General features: G+C 37.4%; 24 protein-coding genes and 3 pseudogenes. 4 read left to right on the plus strand and 23 right to left on the minus strand.

Annotation, left to right across the window (positions count from 1 at the left end):
* The 5 genes from I6N95_RS03550 to I6N95_RS03570 all read right to left on the minus strand — a co-directional run bounded on the left by I6N95_RS03550 (position 1) and on the right by I6N95_RS03570 (position 3372).
* Complete coding sequence (locus tag I6N95_RS03550) at positions 1-762, minus strand: WxL domain-containing protein (RefSeq protein ID WP_209524977.1); 762 nt, start codon at positions 760-762, stop codon at positions 1-3.
* 23 nt (positions 763-785) lie between these two features.
* On the minus strand, positions 786-1559 hold the full coding sequence (locus I6N95_RS03555) for a WxL domain-containing protein (RefSeq protein WP_209524978.1): 774 nt from the start codon (positions 1557-1559) through the stop codon (positions 786-788).
* A gap of 41 nt (positions 1560-1600) precedes the next feature.
* Positions 1601-2275 carry a WxL domain-containing protein gene (locus tag I6N95_RS03560; protein ID WP_209524979.1) on the minus strand — a complete coding sequence of 225 codons (675 nt, stop codon included), beginning with the start codon at positions 2273-2275 and terminating at the stop codon, positions 1601-1603.
* Positions 2272-2580: an EF2685/EF0750 family sortase-dependent surface protein gene (locus I6N95_RS03565; RefSeq protein WP_209524980.1), complete on the minus strand. Its 309-nt coding sequence runs from the start codon at positions 2578-2580 to the stop codon at positions 2272-2274. The genes I6N95_RS03560 and I6N95_RS03565 overlap by 4 nt, the downstream gene beginning before the upstream one ends.
* A 267-nt stretch (positions 2581-2847) precedes the next feature.
* Positions 2848-3372, minus strand: coding sequence for a serine integrase family protein (locus tag I6N95_RS03570; protein WP_209524981.1), 525 nt, complete (start codon positions 3370-3372; stop codon positions 2848-2850).
* 560 nt (positions 3373-3932) lie between these two features.
* Here I6N95_RS03570 and I6N95_RS03575 point away from each other — a divergent pair.
* On the plus strand, positions 3933-5390 hold the full coding sequence (locus tag I6N95_RS03575) for an AcpB/EbpR/MafR family transcriptional regulator (RefSeq protein WP_209524982.1): 1458 nt from the start codon (positions 3933-3935) through the stop codon (positions 5388-5390).
* 480 nt (positions 5391-5870) lie between these two features.
* On the opposite strand, the gene I6N95_RS26910 is transcribed toward I6N95_RS03575, so the two are convergent.
* The 9 genes from I6N95_RS26910 to I6N95_RS03620 all read right to left on the minus strand — a co-directional run bounded on the left by I6N95_RS26910 (position 5871) and on the right by I6N95_RS03620 (position 9192).
* Positions 5871-5975 (minus strand): putative holin-like toxin, encoded by a 105-nt coding sequence (locus I6N95_RS26910; RefSeq protein ID WP_347340529.1) that lies wholly within the window; start codon positions 5973-5975, stop codon positions 5871-5873.
* A gap of 96 nt (positions 5976-6071) precedes the next feature.
* Positions 6072-6287 carry a DUF2922 domain-containing protein gene (locus I6N95_RS03585; RefSeq protein ID WP_209524984.1) on the minus strand — a complete coding sequence of 72 codons (216 nt, stop codon included), beginning with the start codon at positions 6285-6287 and terminating at the stop codon, positions 6072-6074.
* 11 nt (positions 6288-6298) lie between these two features.
* Entirely contained in the window at positions 6299-6502 is a 204-nt protein-coding gene (locus I6N95_RS03590) for a hypothetical protein (protein ID WP_209524985.1), read from the minus strand.
* On the minus strand, positions 6499-7113 hold the full coding sequence (locus tag I6N95_RS03595) for a helix-turn-helix domain-containing protein (RefSeq protein WP_209524986.1): 615 nt from the start codon (positions 7111-7113) through the stop codon (positions 6499-6501). The genes I6N95_RS03590 and I6N95_RS03595 overlap by 4 nt, the downstream gene beginning before the upstream one ends.
* A gap of 30 nt (positions 7114-7143) precedes the next feature.
* A complete protein-coding gene (locus I6N95_RS03600) occupies positions 7144-8106 on the minus strand; it encodes a GH25 family lysozyme (RefSeq protein ID WP_209524987.1) in 963 nt (320 codons plus the stop codon).
* Positions 8103-8387, minus strand: a complete 285-nt coding sequence (locus I6N95_RS03605) for a holin (protein ID WP_209524988.1) — start codon at positions 8385-8387, stop codon at positions 8103-8105. The genes I6N95_RS03600 and I6N95_RS03605 overlap by 4 nt, the downstream gene beginning before the upstream one ends.
* On the minus strand, positions 8359-8652 hold the full coding sequence (locus I6N95_RS03610) for a hypothetical protein (RefSeq protein ID WP_209524989.1): 294 nt from the start codon (positions 8650-8652) through the stop codon (positions 8359-8361). The genes I6N95_RS03605 and I6N95_RS03610 overlap by 29 nt, the downstream gene beginning before the upstream one ends.
* 68 nt (positions 8653-8720) lie before the next feature.
* Entirely contained in the window at positions 8721-8963 is a 243-nt protein-coding gene (locus I6N95_RS03615) for a DUF2922 family protein (protein ID WP_209524990.1), read from the minus strand.
* 16 nt (positions 8964-8979) lie between these two features.
* Entirely contained in the window at positions 8980-9192 is a 213-nt protein-coding gene (locus I6N95_RS03620) for a hypothetical protein (RefSeq protein WP_209524991.1), read from the minus strand.
* A 340-nt stretch (positions 9193-9532) separates the two neighbouring features.
* Between I6N95_RS03620 and I6N95_RS03625 the strand changes: the two genes are divergently transcribed.
* Complete coding sequence (locus I6N95_RS03625; RefSeq protein WP_209524992.1) at positions 9533-10360, plus strand: hypothetical protein; 828 nt, start codon at positions 9533-9535, stop codon at positions 10358-10360.
* Positions 10350-10604, plus strand: a complete 255-nt coding sequence (locus I6N95_RS03630; RefSeq protein ID WP_209524993.1) for a hypothetical protein — start codon at positions 10350-10352, stop codon at positions 10602-10604. The genes I6N95_RS03625 and I6N95_RS03630 overlap by 11 nt, the downstream gene beginning before the upstream one ends.
* 1964 nt (positions 10605-12568) lie before the next feature.
* Here I6N95_RS03630 and I6N95_RS03635 read toward each other — a convergent pair.
* From I6N95_RS03635 to I6N95_RS03675, 9 genes and pseudogenes are all read right to left on the minus strand, one after another.
* Complete coding sequence (locus I6N95_RS03635; RefSeq protein WP_209524994.1) at positions 12569-13774, minus strand: MalY/PatB family protein; 1206 nt, start codon at positions 13772-13774, stop codon at positions 12569-12571.
* 14 nt (positions 13775-13788) lie between these two features.
* Positions 13789-14976: an MFS transporter gene (locus I6N95_RS03640; protein ID WP_209524995.1), complete on the minus strand. Its 1188-nt coding sequence runs from the start codon at positions 14974-14976 to the stop codon at positions 13789-13791.
* Positions 14977-15895: 919 nt separating this feature from the next.
* Entirely contained in the window at positions 15896-16126 is a 231-nt protein-coding gene (gene mazE, locus I6N95_RS03645; RefSeq protein WP_209524996.1) for a type II toxin-antitoxin system PemI/MazE family antitoxin, read from the minus strand.
* A gap of 366 nt (positions 16127-16492) precedes the next feature.
* On the minus strand, positions 16493-17035 hold the full coding sequence (locus I6N95_RS03650; protein WP_209524997.1) for a T6SS immunity protein Tdi1 domain-containing protein: 543 nt from the start codon (positions 17033-17035) through the stop codon (positions 16493-16495).
* 579 nt (positions 17036-17614) lie between these two features.
* Positions 17615-17797, minus strand: a pseudogene (locus I6N95_RS03655) (TcpE family conjugal transfer membrane protein); the annotation flags it as partial.
* Positions 17798-17864: 67 nt separating this feature from the next.
* On the minus strand, positions 17865-18416 hold the full coding sequence (locus tag I6N95_RS03660) for a hypothetical protein (RefSeq protein ID WP_209524998.1): 552 nt from the start codon (positions 18414-18416) through the stop codon (positions 17865-17867).
* Positions 18403-20145, minus strand: a complete 1743-nt coding sequence (locus tag I6N95_RS03665) for a DUF4209 domain-containing protein (protein WP_209524999.1) — start codon at positions 20143-20145, stop codon at positions 18403-18405. Before I6N95_RS03665 ends, I6N95_RS03660 begins: the two co-directional genes overlap by 14 nt.
* Positions 20146-20253: 108 nt before the next feature.
* Positions 20254-20599: pseudogene (locus tag I6N95_RS03670) on the minus strand (antirestriction protein ArdA).
* A gap of 79 nt (positions 20600-20678) precedes the next feature.
* Entirely contained in the window at positions 20679-21251 is a 573-nt protein-coding gene (locus I6N95_RS03675; protein ID WP_209525000.1) for a DUF6037 family protein, read from the minus strand.
* Positions 21252-21469: 218 nt separating this feature from the next.
* Between I6N95_RS03675 and I6N95_RS03680 the strand changes: the two are divergent.
* Positions 21470-22583 (plus strand): annotated as a pseudogene (locus I6N95_RS03680) (IS4 family transposase).
* The last annotated feature ends 128 nt before the right edge of the window (positions 22584-22711 follow it).

Genomic DNA, 22711 nt, shown 5'->3' on the forward strand with positions numbered 1-22711 from the left:
TTAGATACCAGCTGTTAATGTCCACGTAATCGTTGACTTGTACTGTTCCCCAGCAACTGGTGTGTCTTTGTTTGTTTTAATAAATTTAACGCCTGGATTAGTATCAGTTAAACCGTAGGTTTGCTCTTTGTCATAGTCATTATTAAAGACTAGAGACGTTTGTGAGCCGTTTGTTGTTGACGCACTTGTGTTGTCATTGGTTGCTAATACGCGCGTTTTAGCAGCTGAATCCAATGATACTTTAGCTGTAGCTTCCCCATCAAAAGCTGAGACGCGGCTGTTAACATTATCGTAAACCGTGTTAAACAATTTGCTTTGAGTAAACTCGATTTGCGCAAACTCCAATGAATTTGTGGCAGAGGCAAACTCTGTGGCATGAACGTCTAATGTCCAGCCTTCGTTTAACCCACGGCTATCGGTTACTTGTACAAATTGTGGGATCGCTTGATCGCCAGGTTTCGCCACATCCGCGTATTGATAAGTCGTCATCTTCGGATTGTAAGTTGCTGGTCCGACTTTAATTTCTTGCTCCAAGAAGTTAAAGTTAGGTACAAATTGTAAACGTAATAGACCTGTTGAAAAATTACCGTCCTCTGACGTAATCACTTCGTCTTCCGTATCTGGCTTGATCAATTCCCCTGTTTGGTCAGTACTGGTTTTAAAGTTAATAACCCCTTCAGTACTGGTTGCGTCTGCTTGAGTCACCCCTAAAACAGTTGCAGCACAAATTGACAAACCTGCTAATAATAACCTTTTTTTCATCGTAATAAGCCCCTTTTCCCTTTTTATAACCCTTGTTGTAACGTCCACACGACTTTAGCCGTGTATTTAGCATCAGCCATGACTTGTTGCCCTTTTGGTACAAACAATGAAACAGCAGGATTACGGTTTTCTTCCCCGTCCCCTTTAATCGCCGTATCAGAGTGGCCCCAACGGACTTGCCATTTATTATAGCCTTTGCCTGCGTCTGCTTTCATGACTTCCGCATTCCCAAGTGATTCATAGCCAATTTGAATGGTTTCTTGTGTGGTTGGTGCTACTTCCGGTTTGGTTTCCATGCCCAAAATCCCACGAACGCTTGCATTCGTTAAGGTAATGCCAGCATTGATATTGCCTTTAGCTGATTTAAAAACACCGTCACTGTTAACCGTCACTGTCCAGCCTTTTGAAGACCCCGTTTCGTCTGCGACTTCCACATAGCTGGCTTTTTTGGTTTTGACATTGGTTTCATCGTCAATCACCGTTTCAAAGTAAGCTTTAAAGTTACCATCACCTGAGACAATGTTATTTTTACCAAACTGGAAGGTTGGGATATGGTTTAAACGCAAGGCTCCACCTGGGTATACCGGTGGATTTGGATCTTCTGGATCCACTGGTTTCACTGGTTTTGGATCTGGATCTTCTGGATCCGTCGGATCAACTGGTTTGGTTGGGTCTGCTGGCAGAAACTCCACATCAGCTTTTCCATCAACCGTGTTTGCCGACACAGAAACTGTCGTACTATATAGCCCACCAAGCACAATGGCTGAGATTAAGGCTAATTTACTTAATTTAATCATGAGTGTTTTCCCCTTTTTTTTTGATTTATTTTTATAGGATGTTATAAAACATCCTGCAAAATCCATGTTAACGACGTTTGGTAGCGCCCTGTTTCTTTCACTGATTTCAGTGGCACTGATAGTTCTGGGTTCTTACTGGCCATATCCCCTAAAAAGATCGTCCAAGTTCCCATGCCTTCCCCATCTTTTGCAGTGATAATCGGTACTGTTTCACCATTATTTAAGACGTTTTTACTATACAAGGTACTTGGTTTCTGGGTCATACCATGAGGTGAGTCAGCGCTAATTGCCGAAATCTTAAACTGACTGTTAGCAATCTCCACGCCGTTCTCTTTTGCCAGTGGGCTATTTTGTTTGACGGCTAACGTCCAACCAGCCCCGCTCCCTCTTAAATCATTAATTTGCACAAAGGGTGGGTATTGTTTGGCCTTGTTAGTCGCCACTTGGGTGACCGTATAGTTTTCAGCCAAAAAGGTGGTCTCTTTGCCATTAAACTTATGACTACCAAATTCTAAATCTGCGGCATAACTCAGACTAAGTGGACCATTGGTTGGCGGATAAATCGGGATCACTTCATTACCTTCGTCTGGGTCAACCGGTGAGACTGTGCCATCATTTGCTTGAAATTCCGTCTCGGCTTTACCGTCGACATCTTGGGCATGGCCAGTTAGCGGCCAGACAGAAACAAGAGATAGTAGTAATAATATCTTTTTCATAGCGACCTCCTTGACCATTTATAACGTCCCAATAGCAAACAGGCGACCAACAAGATTGCCCCTATGCCGATACTCCCTCGGGAAACGGTGCTGCCTGTTTGAGGTAATTTGGATAACACTTTTGCAGGCGGTTCGCTGGTGGCACCTGTCGAACTTGGCGCCGGCTCAGAACTGTCTGTTGGTAGTTCAGTAAATTCAATCCCTGCCTTAACTGTCACATCTGACGCCAAACTGCTTGTCCCACCTCCAATTAACAGTAGTAGGACGACTCCCAATGAGAGTGAGATTTTTTTCAAATAAGTCATTGCTTCCCTCCTTCTTTAACGGTTTACTTATCTTATAGGAAGAATTTTTGATAGCCACAAATGACATGTTGTTCATGCATTCACTCGAACACTACTGCTCAGCATTTAGTGTATAAGCTACCTAATAACGAACAACTTCACATTATTTTACCGTCCTTTTTTAGAAGGCGGCTCAATTTATCGCTATCTCTATCGTCTTCCCATCTCTAACCTCCTTTATTCTTTATTACTTCGAAGCTTTATGCTAATGAGTTGGCTTCTGTTCACTTACAGTTCCTTGCTATACTTATGAACAGTCCCAACCGAAACATTAAATTTATCAGCAATGGCTCTCATGGACATTCGTTCTTTTTCATAGCATTGCCGAATAGAAGTAATAATCCCTTGATCGACTGGTGGACGACCTTGCTGAACGCCTTTCTTACGAACACGATCCAACCCATCTATCACCCGCTGTCTACTAGCTGCCCGTTCTCGTTCAACCAGAGCTAAAATGACTGAGTAATAATGATTAATTTCTGTTTCGTCCCATAAACATAAATCGATAAATTGAACAGAAATGTCTCTTTCTACAATCTCAGTAATCACTGTGCCTAATTGGAGGAGTGTGTATTTTTTTCCGATACTCTCTAAACTAACCAACACAATATTTTCATGACCGTACTCAGCCAAAAAATGTTTGAAAGATTCAAATTCTGTTAGTTCTTTTTTTCCAGAAACAATTAACTCACAGCCAGCCGCTTCTAATTTTCGTTTGTCTGTCAAAGATAAATAATAGGAATAACCAATCATCTTTCATTACGCCTCCTTTCAACCTTGTATTTCTGAAATAAGTCAGTTCACATCGTCCATTAACTAAAAATAAATGAACAGATAAACTTTAAGATACCCATCAGATAACTTAATTATCGGATGGGGTTCATGTAAATGCCCTTCAACTGATCTACCACACATACTACAGGGTTTCACAATTCGAATCATTATTGTTTTTTCCGTTCAATCGGAAGAACTAGCTCTGAGACCTTGTCAGATATGGCTTAATTCTATTTTATATAAACTTTTTTTCAAATAATCCAGGCTAAATCGTGTCATTTTTTAGTGAATATACCTTCAATAATTGACTTCCCTTAAACTAAAAATAGTATATAATGACATTATCAAAGATAACTAACAGGTTGTTATTTTATCGACTATAATGTAGGATATTTTGCTTAATAAACTAGTATTATCCTGTTGACTACAGCCTTTAAGATTGTTTATTGTAGCTAATTCGACGATTATGACAGCAATTAATGATGTCAATGCACAATTATTGTTAATAACGAACTAAAAATGAACATATGGGGGAAAATATGAAAAAACTATTAGGAAGAAGAGGGTTACGAATGCTTGACATGATTACCTATCTTTACCATAAAGACTGGGTCACCTTGCAAGAACTAAGCAAAGCAACCCACTATAACGAACGCACCCTAAGAGAAGATATTAAATATTTGAACGTTCATCTAGCGCCAATTTGCATTGAATCATCAAAAAAAACAGGTATTCGCTTACTTATTCCTGTTAAATATTCTTTAAAATATATTTATTCCATGTTAATGTCGGAAAGCATAGAGTTTACCATTTTGGAAGCAATTTTTTTTAATACCTATGATTCTAGTGAAGAACTAGCTGATGAATTGTACTCTAGTTCCCATGTAGTTAACAAAGCGATCAAGCACATTAATCAAGTGATCAAAAAACTGAATTTCCAGATTGCTCTTTCACCAATTAAGCTAGTCGGTGATGAAAAAAATATCACAATATTCTATATCAGTTACCTCCGAGCTAAATATGAGAACAATTTGCCACTTGATAAAGAATTAATTAGAAACGTTAATAGCGCATCGGTACAGATGTACAAAGCATTGGACGCTTTTGTCCCTCCGATGAATCGGAATATATTAAGTCTATATTCAACTGTACGAGTACACCGATTAAAACAAGATAATGCTAATCGCTATGACCATTCAGAGTTGTCTGACCAACCTGCAGCCCTTGAATTTAATAGGAAGCTTTCCGCCCTTGCGGAGTTATCAGAGTCTTACGATTTTTTCTCAGATATCTATCGGCCAAGTGAAGAACATTTTCTCTGCTTTTCACTGGAAGAACTTTTGTCTCTGGCAGAAACCTCACCTCGTTTAAAGCAGGATCTTGATAATTACCGTCAACTGATGAATCGCATTGAAAAAGAGCTAAACATTAACTTCACGTCAAAAGAAGATGCTATCTTCAGATTGTATAATATTTCCCTGACAGAAGCCTACAATCTGCCAATGATTGAAAATCACAATAAGTTTTTATTGAACCAAATTAAACAATCGATTCCATATGTCTATCTGATTGTTTCTAAGATAGTAAAAGAATTTTCTGATATCTGTCAGATTAGCTATGCGTCTCTTCTCTATTATACCTTAAGTTCCACTGAGGATTTTTATACCATTGCTCGTACGTCACAGCCCAAACTAAAAGTAGCCCTTTATGGTCACTACAATCATCTCATCACCATCAACAATTTTAATATTCTTAAAACAGCCTTTGAACATCAATTCGATGTGACCTTAGTGGACAGTATTTTCGAAGATACACCAGAAGAGTTGAATGACTCTTATGATTTAGTTATCACCGAAATTAACGATATTGAGATTGAAACAGATTGTTTCTGTATTCCCTTTGATATCTGCGCAGAAGAAATGACCATGCTACATGATTACTATTATGATACTTTAACTAAAATGGCGGCAGAGCAAGTAACACTTTCTTCTATATAAGGCAAAACAAGAAACCCTCAGGCGAGTTTGCCTGAGGGTTTCTTTGACAGCATATGCTTATTGTCTATTCGACTTGGGTTTTCCAATGCCAAATAATACGTCATGAACAAATTTTTGTTGTGGTTTTGGTAAATTTTCAGTTAACTGGTGACTAATTGTGTAAATAGCCTGTTTGGCTTGGTATATTTCTGTCCATTTCATGATAAAATGTAGTCAGCTCTTGTTATTAAGTATTTGTTTTAGGCGACTTTACTTTAACATAACTTGGGGCTATTTTTCTCCACAGATTTTAAAGATATTTCGGGTAAACTCAAACTCTCTATTTGTGGTAATTCATACCGGCTTTTGGTATAATAGAGTAGAAAAGAGGAGTTGCGCAAACAACTCCCCTTTTAGGAAAAAGCTAGCACCATTTAAGATGGTGGCTTTGTTATCAAGTAAAAAAATAACCAGTTAACTTGGCCAAAAGTTAATGACTGGTTATTTTTTTGTCTTTTTTAGCAATTCCACAACCAATTTAACTAAGGCAATGGTAAACATACCAAAGCCTAACATTAAATTAATCGTCTCAAGTACTGACAAAATCGGCTTCTCCTTAAAAACAAGACCTGTTCCTTCATCACTCTGACTACCGCCACCGCTCAAATTGCCAAATTTTCTGATTTCCATCACTTTTCTCGGCTAAAACAACACATCAGTCTTCTTATCCATGTACTTCGCCCCTTTAATATTGGCGTACTTTAGTTGCCCCTTGTGCTCAAACAATTCTAAGGCCATTACCTTTTCCATAAAGCTACGGACAGCCACACCATCCAAGTTTTGGTTAGGATGCTGGACAATAATCGTCGTCGGTTGCTCATCTTCATTGGTAAAATACAAATACAACTTTTTAGCCATCTTTTTCCCTCCTATAGATACCTAGTTCGCGTCAGAATTTGTGCCGAATCCTTGGAATAACTGGTCGGCAAGACCTCTAATAATAAATCGGCAAACGCCAATACTTTTTCCGACTCCACATTTTTAGCCAAATGAACGAAGCGTAGTCGCTTAAGCTTACTTTCACCTGCTACATTGTAACAACAGACCACATCGGTTCCTTCCCAAATAATCATGATAATGCTCCTTTCTGCTCTTTACGTAGAACACGGCGACGCTTCATCACTTCTTTTTCGCCTAGCTTCATAATCCGATAATACATTTCCATAAAATAATCAGCTTCCTCCCGACAATCAATCATTGCTAATCCCATAACTAAGCGATTGAGAGCCGCTTCACTTTCACGTGGCATTTGGCGAAAATGATAACTTAGAGCCACAGCCGTTTTACGTTTACACTTAGCCATAATGTGTTCCGTTGGGTAACGCCATTGACGAATTTCACTTAATAAACGCTCGGCTTCTTGGATCTGTCCCTCAGCAAAAGAATTCAACACCTTGTCTTCCTTTTCTGTTTGGTCTGAAATTTGCAAAGGATTATCATAGCTAGTAGTCACATATAACCGCTCACCACAGCCTTGAACAATTTCTTGAATCTTGACTAGATTCAACTGTTTGCGATGGCCATTTTCTATTTCCGATAAATACTGCCGGGTTATCTTGGCGTGCTGACACACCTCTTCTTGGGTTACATTTTTATAGTGACGTAATTCCTTGATCAATTGAGCCACCTTTAAGTGGAGGGGTTCACTTTTTATCAATTTTGATACAACCATTTTCTCATTCATACTCTCTAATCCTTTCGTATGGTTCTGACTTTAATATCGCAATAATTGTCCTGGGTAAATTAAATGAGGGTTAGCCAGTTGATTAAGCCTAGCCATTTCCTGCCAGCTAACGCCTAACTTCTGAGCAATTCCTGATAAGGTCTCTCCTTGGCTTACCTGATATTGGCGAAGTTCCTTTTTTACGATGACTCGCCCGTTAACCCATCCCATCCCGTCATCAAGTAAATAAGGATTAGCTGCATTCTTAACAACACGGGTAATGGTTCCTTGAGTTCTAAGAGGTCTTAATTGAACCGTAGAAGTTGAGCTAACAAAGATTCCATTAATCGTCACTTGGTCTCCTATTTGATAACCTGATGAAGATAGTGACTCCGTCTCCGTAAAAAATGCCGAAGTTTTTCGGACTAGACGTGATAAATCCAAAGGACCAGGATAGCCTGGTAAACGACCATTACTGGTATATTGGTGTAAATCATAGTTAGCTGTTGCTGTGGGAGTAACCCCACGATAGCTTCCATCGTTTTGCCCGTAGGTAGGTAACCAGAGGGCGTCATAAGCCTGAACACTTTCTGAAGTAAAGCCAAACTCACGATAGCGATGATTGGCAATATAAGCCCCAACTTTTTTTGCCCCTAATTCCTTTAAACGCCGTCTGAATAGCTCACAGCCTTTTACCATATTCCCCATTGAGCCTTCCTCAATATCCAACCACCAAAAACTTGGTTGAAAACCAACAGCCCGTCGATAAAAATCCTCAGCCTCTTTTTCCATATCCGCCCCATTAATCCCTCGTACCCAAGCATAAACATTAACCGGCACATTTAAATTTTTAAATGATGTCAGATGAGTTTGAAAGTGCTTATCCTGATACAAACTACCATATTGGACCCGAATGATCACCCAATCAATCGCTTGAGCTAACTGAGGGTAGTTCAGCTGACTTGGCAGTTGATGTTCACTTATATCCAAAATGACTGGCCTTGGTCGAGTCATAAAAGTTCCTCTGGCACTTGCCACACAGCTTTCATCACATCAAAACCACCGGCTGCCATTAAGCCTGCAATTACACCATTCAAACAAGTTAAGATGATGGCTTCTTGATAAATCAAGGCAATCACTAATCCTAAAACTAAGCCGATAACGCTAGCAACTAATGGTAGCCACTTTCTGTCAATCCATTCCCCCAGCTTAACGCCTTCGACAACCAATGCAATCAATACTGCTAAGGCCACTAAATAGCTATTATTAACTTCTGTCAGCCACTGGACAATCATGATACCCCTCCTTTGCTTTCAGATGATCATACACGCTCATACTCTTTTCCAATTGCTCCGTCTTGTCCTTTAACTGTCGATACTCTCCGATTAAATACTCTTCAAGCTGACTAATCTCAATGCGTAATTTATCCAAAGCTTCAATCAAAGGCGCTGTAATCTGAAAACGAACCATGTGATAAAACTTCATCATAGCGCCAACCACTAGGGAGATCATCCCAAAAAGAGCTGCCAACTCTGGAAGCGTCATGCCTAAAAATCTCATGTGAATCATTCCTTTCTTAATCAATCTATAGGGTGGTAACCACCCTATAGATCAAACTAAAATACGCTCTAAGCTAATAGGTCAATTCTTTTGGTTTCAATTAGCTGAGCACCTTTTGTTTCGGTATACAACTGGATGTCTTTTTCCTGATTATAAAACAACTCAAGCTTGCTAAAATCCGCCATCCATTCCCGTAACTTCTCCTTATCACCAATAAAGCCTTCATCAAAATACTTAGGACTCAAAGTACTTTGACTGCCATCAGCATTATAATAAGCTAATTGGAGACGTCTTGATAACACTTCTTCCATAAGGCTTTCACCCTTTCTACGCCATTTGATGGCGTGTGCGTTTAACCGTGACCACTTCTTCCAACTTGACGTCATCTTTAGGAATCAGTTTTACAAATAGATTCCCCAGTGCCACCATCGTATCTGACTCGACTGTTTCCTTCAGATTAGGCAGCTGCTGTTTGCTTTTTTTACCAATTGAGGTATACCCAATTTCTGCAGCATGACTCAAAAATGCGGTTTGTGCCATATTGTTCACCCCTTTCTGCTCCTATTTCCAGCGACAGTTGACTTTTGCGACTTACCAATAAGAACCAGATCTGATCTTGCCACTAGCATAAAGGATTATTTTTTATTTTTCAAAGGGGCTAACTGACCCGTTTTTCCCGCTATTTTGGAGTAAGTGCGTCTAATTTCAATTTAAGAACGTTGTTATCTCGCGAAAATAGCGTCTATACGTAATTTTTCTGAGAATTTACATGAGCAAAAAGGGTCAGTTAGGCCCTTTTACAAAAAAATAAAAATATGTTAAAAATAACATATACCTATATTTTGATGCCTTCTTTGAATTAAACGAAGGAGGAACTAAAATGAAAGATCGATGGAAAGATCGATGGTTAATCGATAAGTTGAGTTGGCAGCTTGGTGTTGTTAGAGAAGAGTGTGTGGAAGATTATTTAGACGTGGTTGATGTGATGAAAGATGAGCAAGTGACAAAAGAGACGATCGCGATGATGACGGGCATTGGCCCATCGGGAAAGGAGGAAACCTTACTATTTGATCGCTCTGGGTGTCTTGGTAAATCAACCCAAACACCTCTTCAGTTACTCGATCAATTTTTATTAATCCATCAGGGATTTGACCAGGAAAAATGGCGTCAATCACTTAATTTCTTTTTCCGAAAATCGCCAAAACATGCCGCTTATGTAACACCAGATGTTTGCTTTTCGCGAGTGACGGATACCACATGGGTAAATCTTAGCGCAATCGTCAAGTATCATTCCTCAAAGGTTGAGGGCTTTGAAACCAGTCATACGATTATTGACTTTTTCTTTGGCGGTTCTTTCGAACTGCCAAAAGGGATTAAGAGCGTTCGCCAAACCTTATGGACAGATACCCATGAATTTTGGTCAATTCAAGTATCCCAGATTTTTGGGGCGAAACCTCAGTTAGCAGCCAAAGGATTAGCGAACCCAACCAACCCATTGATGACAAACAAGTTCGAACAGGCGGGAATAGTCCCTCTTATCATCTGCCCGAAACAGTTCATCTATGCCATGCAGATTTTCACCGATCTGCTGCCACTCTATTATGAACATGTGCTCCGGCCGGTGGACATCGACTTACTTCCCCCCTCCAAACGTCGATTATTCTGGCAGATAGTAAAATGGAAAGAAGGTCTTCACCATGACGAATAGTAAAAAAATAGTCCTAACTTTTAGAAATCAACACGGACACCATTTCAAAACCAGTGTCTCTCGTTTCGTTAGTGGTCTTGACCCAGTAGCCTTTTTTGAGGAGTTAAGTGATATACCAATGGTAAATTTCCAACATTCTCAACTGACCTCAAAAGAGCTAAGCGCTGGATACTGTGCCAAAGCCAGTTACGTGACAACAACTAAAACAAAGTTAATAGAAAACATTCGTGAAAAGAAGGGATAACTATCAGACAAACAGCCATTTAGAAGGCATCAAAATAACTTGCTTCCTTTTCTCTAAAAAAACAACTCATGAATGTTTATCGAAAAAAATGTAGCTCAACAGTTGACACTTTCCAACCTTCAGAACAGCTAATAAATACAGCTAGAAACATGATCATTCTAAAGATTAGCGCGATTTGCAGACCGGCAAACCAACGTCAACTGATTCCGGATTTGATCCGCAATTTGACTCTTTGGAAAATAACAGTGATTCCATAAGGTAACGAATAAATTAGTTCAAGGTACTCTAGTTCAACCTTCTAATTCTCGATATAACAGCCCAGATAAACTTTTCAAGAAAAATGTATGGCAACGGTTGACACTTTTCAACTTTCTAAAGCAACTAACAAAAACAATGAGAAACACGATCATACTAACGGTTAGCACGATTTGCAGACCGACGAACCAACGTCAACTGATTACGGATTTAATCCGCAATTTGACTCTTTGGAAAATAACAGTGATCTCATTAGTTAACTAATAAATTAATTCAAGGTATTCTAGTCCAATCATCTGTTTCTCGATATAACAGTTCAACTAAACTTTTCTAAAAATTTGTATGGCAACAGTTGACACTTTTCAACCTTCTAAAGAAGCTAATAGAAACAATGAGAAACACGATCATACTAACGGTTAGCACGATTTACAGACTGACAAACTAACGTCAACTGATTACGGATTTGATCCGCAATTTGACTCTTTGGGAAATAACAACAATCGGATTTATTAACAAATAAATTCATTCAAAACACACTAGTTCATTCACTCAATTGTTGATATAACAGTTCAGTTAAACTTTTCCAACATTTTGTATTGCTACAGTTGACACTTTTCAAACGTCTAAAACGGCCAGTAAAAATACTCAAAAATATGATTATGTTAACGATCATAGCGATTTTCAAACGGACGAATCAATGTCAACTGATTACGGATTTGATCTGCAATTTGACCTATTAAAAAATAACAACAAACTCTTTTGTTAACAAATAGATTGATTCAAGATCTTCTAGTTCAATCACTCAAACGCTTAATATAACAGCTCAATTAGACTTTTCCAACATTTTGTATTGCTACAGTTGACACTTTTCAAACTTCTAAAGCAGCCAGTAAAAGCAATTAAAAACACGATTATATTAACGGTTATAGCGATTTTCAAACGGACGAATCAACGTCAACTGATTACGGATTTGATCTGCAATTTGACCTATTAAAAAATAACGACAAACTCTTTTGTTAACGAATAGATTGATTCAAGATCTTCTAGTTCAATCACTCAAACGTTCGATATAACAGCTCAATTAGATTTTTCCAACATTTTGTTTTGCTACAGTTGACACATTTCAAACTTCTAAAGCAGCCAGTAAAAGTAATTAAAAACACGATTATGTTAACGATTATAGCGATTTCCAGACTGACGAACCAACGTCAACTGATTACGGATTTGATCCGCAATTTGACTCTTTATAAAATAACAGTGATCCCATTAGTTAACGAATAATATTGATTCAAACCACTCTAGTTCAATATTCTATTTCTCGATATAACAATTCAACTATACTTTTTCAAAAAATGTATGGCAACAGTTTACACTCTTCAAGCTTCAGAAACAGCTAATAAAAACAACTGAAAACACGATCACACTAACGATTATTACGATTTCCAGACCACCGAATCAACGCCAACTAATTCCGGATTTGATCCACAAATCGATAGTTTTAAAAATAACACTCTACCACTTATCACTTCCTCTAACCTTCCAAACTCATTATCCCCATATGCAAACAAACCAACTCTTCACTAAACAAGAGTTGGTCTGTTATAGAACTAGCCAAGGAGCAGTTTAAGAGTTGACCTTTTTCTGGCGCTCCCCTTAAAAGGACCAAGCCCTCCTTTGCTAGACACTATCCAGTTATTTCCACTTAAACCTTACTCAATGCCTTCAGCCCTTGCCAGCTCACTCAAACAAGTGATAATCGCCTTCACCCCTGCTTTTAAGGTCTCCCGAGGGCAACCGATATTGACTCTAAAGAATAAGCCCTCTTCCTCGAAAAAGTCGTCTCCTGACTGAATCGCTACACCACTTTCCACCATCTTGGCTCGTAGTTCTTTCCCGGTCAAGTTTATAGATGACAACTCAATCCACGCAAGGTAGGTCGCTTCTAGTTTTGTCACTGCCACAAAGCTAAAGGGCTCCAGTTCTTCTACCAAATATTCATAATTACTAAAAAGATACTCGTTTAAGGTGTCCACATAGTCTTCACCATGTTCATAAGCCTTGGCTAAGGCCAGATAAGCAAAACTGTTTAACAAATCACCTGTGTGACTGTAGGCTTTGACTTGGTCAATTTTCTTAACAAAGTCCTGATTGTCGGTGATATAGTAAGAAGCTTGTAAGCCCGCCATGTTAAAGGTTTTAGTCGGTGCGCTCAACATTACCACCTGATCATATGCTAGAGCTCGCGTCACTTTCATCAACGGAGTAAAGATTTGCCCCGGCATGATCAAATCAGAATGGATTTCATCTGACACGATTGGAATACCGTATCGCTGACAAATCGTGACTAGTTTAACAAGTTCTTCTTCGGTCCAGACTCGCCCTGTTGGGTTGTGTGGATTGCAGAGAATAAAAAGCTTGATCTGATTGTCTTTAATCAATTGTTCAAAAGCACTAAAATCAATCTCATAATGCCCTTGTTCCTTCAACAGTCTGGCCCGAACAATTTCTCTCTTCGCAAAGAGAGGTTCTTTTTCCAACGGGCCATAGGTCGGGTTAAACAACAGGACTTGATCCCCCTCCTCTGTTAAGGCTCGCACCACATTGTTTAACGAGACCAGGACATTTGGGGTGAAAAAGACGCTGTCCTTCTGATAGGTGATCTTGTTACGCCGTTGATGCCAGTCAATGACCGCGTCTTTATAGGGAAAACCATAAAACCCGTAGCCAAAAATACCGTGTTTGGCCCGCTCAATCACTGCGTCTACTACTTCTCTTGGCGGTCTAAAATCCGTGTCGGCCACCCACATCGGAATTAAGTCACTGTCACCATATAAAAACTCCAAGCCGTCCCATTTCCCAGCAATCGTCCCTCTGCGATCAATTACTTGATCAAAATACTCACCATTATACGTCATTTTGTTACTCCTTTCTAAACGATCTTGCCAACTAATTTTTTCTCACCATCGGTCACTAAAATTAACGTCGCAATTCCCAAAGCAAAACTTAAGGCCACCATAAAAGAGGCCGTTGCCAGATTGTCTGAAAACAAGCCTGCTATCCCATTCATCAGCATCGGCGCAAAAGCAAAGCCGAGACTGGTCAAGGCGGAAAACAAACTCATGCCCATCGGGACTGAGGTGGATTTCAGCAATGACGTGATCAAATACAACAAGCGGGTCATGACCGTGCCATAGCCCAAGCCAAAAATGAAAGAACCTCCGACTAAGCCGACTTTTGCATGAAGGACGCCGATGATCAACAAGCCCCCCGCCATCAAGAGATAACTGATCCAAAGAGTATTCGATTTTAAGACTTTGACTACTTGGCTTGCCACAAAGCCTGCTAAAATAGTACCTAGGCTATTGACCGATAAAGCCAAACCAGAGACAGAGGAATCGCCAATGTCATTAATATCGGCATGTAAGGCCATATTATTGGACAAGACAGACGTCAACATGGTCAACGTGACAGCTAAGGTCAATAATAAGATCACGGTCAGACTTCCCACGGCAAATTTTTGCTCATCCGACTCGACAGCCGTCCGCTCTCCTTCTTTGGCTGTTTTCAACACGGGGTCATTAGGCAGTAAAAACAACCCTAAGACAAACGCAATAATCGCTATCACAAAAATCGCGTAGTTGTATTGCCAGCCATAAACAGCTAAAACACCGCCGATAAAGGTCATTAACATCGTACCCAACCCTTGATAGCCGGTCTTCTTCCCTAACATGGAGGTCCGAGCTTCTCCCTCAAAATAACGAGCAATTAAGGCGGGAATCGTGGCGGTCATCAAACCACTTCCACCACCAAGAAAGACAGAAACTATTAACAAAAAGGTAAAATTTGACTGAACAATTAACGGCAAACAGCCTAACCCTAGAAAGGCGGCCCCGGTTAAGACGACGGTCTTTTGGCTGACTAAAGATTGTAATTTCCCTGCCGCAAGTGAGGCTAAAAAACTCAACAAGGCCGCAATCGAAATAATCAATTGTAGCTGAGATCGGCCGACTTCTGGGAAGGCATTGCCGATTTTAGCCAATGCTGGTGTAATTCCAGTGGCGATATTTGCCACAAAGATCAAGATGATTAAACCCAGTTGTAACTTCTTTTTTTCCACAAGATGCACTCCTCTTCTAAAAATGATTCAAACAAGTCTAGAATTTCTCCTGTGTTCAACTAGTTGCTAGCGAATTTAAAGCTAAATTACTTACCGACAGCATCAACAAGGAAAAGGCCTTATCCGTCAGATAGTGGGGAATTGAAAGGTCATCAGCTACTTTCGCGAAAAGTAACTAATGCCGCCATTCCCTTTCAGTCCCCCTATCTGGAAGTCCTTCTACGACTCTCTAACCAACTATTGGCAAATCAAAAACGGCATCAGACTCACTGTCCAATGCCGTTTTACAATAGTTGTTAGAGTTAAAAACTCTCTAGCAGTCTCACTTCTTTTATTGATACGCAAATAAGCCGTAGCTCCTTCTAAAAAATCCGAAAAAGCTCTAGAAAAAAGCGCTTAAATTAGGTACAATAAACAAAGCTAGTGATTTACTGCTAGCTATTGGCCAACTTGATTTGACAGTTCTCAGCTGTTTAATCGAGGCTCCGTTTTGTGATGTCGAGTCGCAAGGCGGAGTGCCATAAAGTTTAGTTAATTGTCGTTGTTGTGACTTCACCGCCATTGTATAGGGATTGGTAAGCGGTGTCAATAGTTTTTTCTAAAATAACATGAAATAAGAGTACTTTGCTACGGACTGAACTGGCTAGCAACGTGCTCTTTTTGTCTATGCTAAAAAATAGTCGCATCCTTTAGTTCGGGTTGTTAGGTAGGGTGTCTTATATATAACTCTTCCTCAACTACATAACATATACATTCTAGCAGTTTTAGTCCATTTTAGTTCTCGCTATTTAGTCAGGATATCTCCTTATTATTAACACTAGCCACATTTAAACCAGAATAAAACATGTTTAATCGAAGCTGAAAAAGATGTATAAAATTACACTGCTATAGAATCCGTTGATAGTCATCTCTTCAGTCATTACAAAATTTCTCTTCCTTCAAAAGAGAAATCTCCCCATTCATTCTTTTCATAGTACTCAGCTTCTTCTCCACCTTCAAAAGGGTCTTCAATCTTAGGAACTAACGTAATAGTCCCATTATCAGAATAAACTACTATGTATTCTTGATTTTCTGGAGGTTTTCTCCCATCATCTGAAGGTAAAGTAATAACTACAGAACTACCTTGTAATCTAGATTTTGTAACAAGCATAGTATCACCTCCTTAAATCCATATTACTAAACAACATCTAATCACGCAACAACTTAGATATTCAACTGATAAAATAAGTAAGATCTCCTGCAAAATAACACTGAACATTTCCAGCACCATCTTTATTTTTAAAATAATTATTCCAATCTTGTCCAGTTACTGGTTTCTCTGCCCCAAAATCTATATTAGAAAATTTAGCCTCACTCGCTTTCTCGGGGCCGGAGACCGACTGCGAGAAGTATAAAAAATACAGCTAGCTTTTTTTTAGCTATTGGTAACTTAATTAGTGGATTCACACTTAGTAGTCGAGGCTTTACTATTTAATTTTATTTCTAAATTTTATTATTTATAACAGGAATAGACTCTTTAAGCTATGGGTCCCATAAATTCAATAATAATCTGTAAATATTCCATTAGCTTAACCTTTTCAAGGTTCTCAACCTCTTCCCCGTCTCCAATCCCCAGTATAGGAACATATCCAAAACATTCGTCATATTCAGGAAATCCTAATAATTCTGTAGCTTGTGGATATGGTAGCCATTTCAGCTCTTCCACTCTAAAGTCAATATCAAATATATCATCAAAGAAAAAAGTAAATCCTGACATTATAGTATCGATGATTCCATGTCTAAAATTTAAAATCCTAACATAATTATCTGACCAAATAATTAAATCACCCATCCCTGTGGCAAATAGCACAATGCCATCATGAAAACGTTGACTTCCTAATTTCAATGTCTCTTCAAAACTTTCTGGATTGACAGATTTTAGATAACCACCCAAAAAAGTCCCAAAACCATATTCCTTCCAGAATTCAATAATTTCTTTAGGAACTTTATTTTGATATTTTTTTATCATTCTATCTTCAACTTCTGATTGTTTTTTAAAATCTTCAATAATATTTTCCAATTTTTTTCGCTTCCTATTCAGTTAATTTAACGTTTATTCGAATTTTTTTGTAAGCAGACGAATGACTGTATCCCCACTTGTCTGAATCCCAATTTTTCGACAGACTTTCGCACAACTTTCACAACTAGTCTCTAAGGCTAGCAAACAAATAAAAGCCATACAGCGTTCCGTCATACGACTGTACGCGCTCAAAAAATGAGTATAGTTCTCTGTGACGGTTTTAACATGACAAGCTGGATTAGGTCAGTCATAAGAGTAGGTAGTGTGATTTCCAGAAAAACTGTTTTACCTAAAATAGGCAGATCTTGCGCTTTCCTGACATAAGCATTGTGGTGAGTGTGGCAAACCTCATAACACTTCGGACATTGGCTAGTTTTCGTCAACGACTTCATTTGAATGGTCAACTGATTGTCAGTCTCTTCAATACTTGTAATGCCTAGTGTCTCTGGGAAAAAATGGTTTAACTGTAGTCTTGTTTGCTTATTCATTCACTCTCACACCCTCACGCTCATTTTTTTATCTCCATTTATTGTACGCTTCTATTGTCATTTTTAAAAGGTTTTCCCCTTATATTTGCGGAAGAACCATTTCGTCCGCAGTATTCAGAGGTGGGATATGACTAAATAGAATGACAAAAAGAATAGATACCACAAACCATGTCATTTGTGTAAATGTAATAGGAAATGGGAGCTGTAAGTCATTGATAGCGTATATAACTTTCTCAACATTCCAGATGCTGGTATAACTTCTAATTTTTTTCAGAGTATTACATCCCTAAAAATGAAAAAAGAGTATTCAAAAAAATGGACACTCTTTTCAATATATATAATTATAAACCTTCTGATAGCAACATAGTAATCTTAGATTCTTTATCAATAAATTGTTTTGTTATTTTTTCAATATCAGCTTCTCTATCCTTTATTTCAAAGTAACGATATTGAAAACCAGCTTTGCTATTAGTTAGTATTGATGAATATAAACGTAAGGGATCTTCAATTTCTTTAGATGTATTTTTCAAATCAAACAAAAAATTCCTGTTTAGATACTTAGAAATAACAACAGAAATTATTCTCAACATTACATACGAACATATTCCTTTATTTTTATAGTGTGGATTAATTCTTAACCAACTAAATCCAAAATGATTGTACTCTGTAAAAGGTAAAATGTAATCATGTTTTTGATCTTTTGAATTTGTAACATAACCATATGAAGCAATTTTGAATGTTTCTAGCATTTCCTCACCATTAAATTTAAGAGAAAATTCAATACTACTATTTTCGCATACTAAATCCTCTACATGCAATCCATCGCTATACCAATTTCCAGATATACTTTCAATGAATTCATTACCAAAATCATTGTAATTAGATATCATCACGATTAAATCCTCCCTTTTTAATAACTAATTTAAGAACGCACAAAGCAAAATATGAACAAAAACCATTATCATTTAAGTCAATTCCATGAGCAATCTTATTTCTGATGTTCATTGGTTCTTTAGTCATTAACTGTTCAAATAACCAGTGTTGATCTTCGCCTAAGCATTTTTTTAGTGAAACAGTATCAAAAATAGGAGTAAGAGTTTTCGCTTGCTCTGTTGGAAAGTAGTTCAAGTTGGAAATTTGTTCCCCTTCTTGATATGCAATTTCTCTAAACCACCATTCTATTTGAGGAACTAAAATATAGAACGCAGAATAAATGTCACCTGAAAAGAATAACTCATACGCTTTACTAAATAGATACGAGCGCTTAGATAGGATTTCATCAAATTTAAACAGGTTGGAAAAGTCAAGATATCCATGTTGCTCAAAAATATTAATTAGAAAATGACTCCAGGATTCAGCACCTATTTTTTGAATATAGTTATACAAAGCATAACTTTCTTTACTCTCCTCAGTATCACTATAGAATATGGTATGGCCTTTTTCATTCACAATATCTACCGCAAAAATTTCTGAAAATTGATTACTTTTTTTTTCATTCCTAAATTTCGAAATATCTTTTTTACTTATACTTGGCACAATCTGCTCATCAAATAGTAACATTTTTACTTTATCATTAATATCCAATTGTTTAAGTTCTTTCAACCATTTATTTAACTGCTCGTATTGCGTAATAGTAAGATCATCCATTAAATTGTGTTTTCTGGAAATACTAAGCGGATTATTCCAATTTTCCAATTCTTGTTTGGTTTCATCAAGAAGCCTCTTTACTATTTTTAAATCTTCATTGAAGCCATATTTAACATAAAGCGAAACTGCATTTTCATAATGTTGTATTGCCATTTGTAAGTTAACATCTCCCAAATCTCTTCTTGATTCAGCTAAGTTTAAATAAGTGTCAGCAAATGATCTTACTACTTCATTTATTTTCTCTTTATCTGTATTATTTGATTTTTGACAGCACTGTATTTTGAGTTCAAACACTCCTGGAAAAAGACAATCAAACCCCATAGCATTAAATTTTGAGTGCTCAGATGCAGCAGTATCTCCTTGTTCGATTGCAAAATCAAGTATCTCATCAATTTTAAGTAATAAACTTGTATTTCTAAATCCCTTATACTCTAACAGTAAATTTATAGCTGGTATCAAAAATTGAACTTTCTTTACAGATAATTCAGCCTCGTCTTTAGAAAGAATTGTTTGTTTTACAAATTCATTAACTTTATTTGCTATATCATTCTTAGTTTGTTTATTCACTACTTTTAACGCAATACCTATCAAATCAGTTGCAAACCTATATTGGATTTCACTTTTTACGAGTGTTTGAGCAATATCTATAGCATTATTAGTAATTGTATTAACAAATTCTGTATACCTTTTTCCACTATACCTATCTAGTTTTCCACTTGTATTTAAACCATTTATCATAAAGTAGGTCCCCGATATTAAAGAATAAGCAATTACAAGTTTTACAAAATCATCTTCTGAAGAATCAAATCGCTTCTCCAACTCTTCATAAAGTGCTTTTCTTTTTGCTTGAAAATCGACTTCATTATTGTCCTCTGCTATTTGAGTCACAATATCTTCATAAACTTTCAATGCTACAAGATCAAAATATAACGTTTCATTCTCCTCAAAAATATAATCCATCAATTTAATTGTCATTAAATACCTCCTTAATTCCTTAGATTAGTGTACTTAAAATAAATTTCAATTGTATAGACTCATTATCAGACACAAATTGTAGTTTGTAAAATGATTTCAGATTAAACCTTATTGTAGATATTCAAATACCCCATGAGAGGTAATCAAGAAATTACCTTCAATTTCCATATCTCTTCCTAACGATTGATAATCAATATAATTCTGTAAATGATTAGGTATTTCTCCAAAACTTCCAGTTTCTTCAACATAGTAGCGAGCCACATCTTCCATATCATCACAATCTGGATAACAAATGATATCATTTTTATTTTCGATTAATTTCCGATATCAGTGTGTACTCATCATTTAATCCAATTCGTTCTTTAACGGTGTCAAAATCAATAGGAGGAGTGAACCAATCACCGACCAACTCACCCTCATTATATTTGCCAAGATTGGCAATATGAATTTTCATTTCCACTTACATCATTCCTTTCTTTGAAAAAAAGAAAAACCATAAGTATTTTGTATACTTATGGTTGAGACTATATTTTTTATATGATTTCAGGAGGGGTATAATCTTTTCTTTTTTCTACTTCGTTTGTCCAACAAGAACTGATATTATGTTCTTTACAAAAAATAAAAGTTGATTCACCCAAAATTTCCCTAGTCTTTTCAAAATTCTTTGCACTATAAGGACTGTCTTCTCTGTACATTTTCCAACCACAAAAGTATTTCTTTTCCGCGTCTGGAATATCCTTAACTTTATAAGGAATAATTTCGTGAGGTTGAATATTAACTCGGCTGTATTGATTTGGAATCTTGGAAGCCATATATTTAAGAAATGCAAAGGAAGTAAATGTATCCTTTCCAGGTTTTAGATTTAATATTTCACAGAGCTTAAAAAATACATAATCAGGAAGGTTCTGAAGTTGAAAACCAGGATATAGATTTAGGATGAAACTAAAGTTATGTCCAACTACACCAAAAAGAAGCTCAAAAGGTTTGCAATCAATTAATACAATCACTTCAAAATTTACTTGATTATAAGTAAACGTAAACTTGTCTTTTGTAACATTATTTTTTCTCATATCTGATAATAGCGGTTTAATTTCTTCTAGTTTCATGAGACCCCTCCCGATAATTTCTTATAATTCATTATAGCAACTAACTATCTAAATACCTAATATATTTCTAAGTACCAATAATTTTGTTAAAAATATTCCACTAGTGTTGCGAAGAATTTAAAACTTGATTATCCTTGAATTCACGCTTTTCAAAGACAAAAAAATCCTTTATACTGGCCTTGGATGACTTACCCAAGACCAATAAAAAGGATCTAAACATGGATAAGTATAACTCAAAAACATCATTTCAGGAATGGGTATCGTCAATAAAGTTAAAAGACTTATCGACAGATGCTCAAACCGTTATTACAACCTACGATTATTACAGTAAAAACTTGATTTCAAAACAACCCTAAACATCTTATTTCACGTGGTTTACGAAGAATACCCGAGCTACCGTGAGATGAGTCGAGCTTTTCTTGATCAGCGACTTTGCCGAGAAATTGGCATTGATTCGATTAACCACAGCAATTTATCTCGTCGCTTGATTGAGATGGATTCCACTGTCCTTATGGAAATTTTCCGGAACCTTGTTGGGGAAATTCAACAAAAACAACCAAACGGAATAGCCTTCGATTAATTGACTCTACGACCATTCCTTTGAATCGGCATTTGTTTCCATGGGCGAAGTTTCGTTCCACCAAGTCGGGAATTAAACTTCATCTTAACCTGTGTTATATGGACGAAAATAATCAGTATCCGGAAGACTTTACGATTACTAACGCAAAAGTCCACGATCGGACGCAAATTGAGGTGTTAGTTAATAAACCCGAAGCGACTTATATCGTAGATCGAGGTTATTTCGACTATATGTTACTGGACAAGATGCATCACGATGGTTACTTTTTCGTGACTCGTATCAAGAAAAATACACTTGTTAGTGTCCTTGATCAGATGGAAATCGACGACTATCAGACAACTGACGGGCAAGTTATTAGTGACCAGCATGTTGCTTTAGGAGGTGGAAAGAACTACCTCACGTCACGTTTTCGATTGGTAACCATTTTAACAAAAGGGCAGAAACTGCTGCGTCTCGTAACGAATCGTATAGACGTCAGTGTACAGGAAATCGCGAATACGTACCAAGCAAGGTGGCAGATTGAGTTGTTTTTTAAACACTTGAAACAAAATCTGACGATCAAAAAACGTTACTCACAAGATGAGAAAGGGGCGATGAATCAAGTCATTCTTACACTAATTGCAACCCTCTTGACGTATCTGATTAAATTAGATTTAGGGACGAGCGCGACTCTGTTTCAACTCAAACGAGCCTTTCATTATCAACGGTTTGATGCGGCAGAGCTCTGGTTGAACCCATTTATTCCGACATAATCGTTTAAACAGTCGCTGGCGCCTTTGTTTTAAAACTAAATGACTAAAAATTTTCTGGAAATAGTCATCCTCTGCGTAAGCATTGACCGTTTTTCAAATTTTTAGAAAGCTAATAAATCAGAATATTC

Origin of the sequence: Vagococcus allomyrinae (assembly GCF_017829975.1) — a bacterium.
Taxonomy (GTDB): domain Bacteria; phylum Bacillota; class Bacilli; order Lactobacillales; family Vagococcaceae; genus Vagococcus_D; species Vagococcus_D allomyrinae.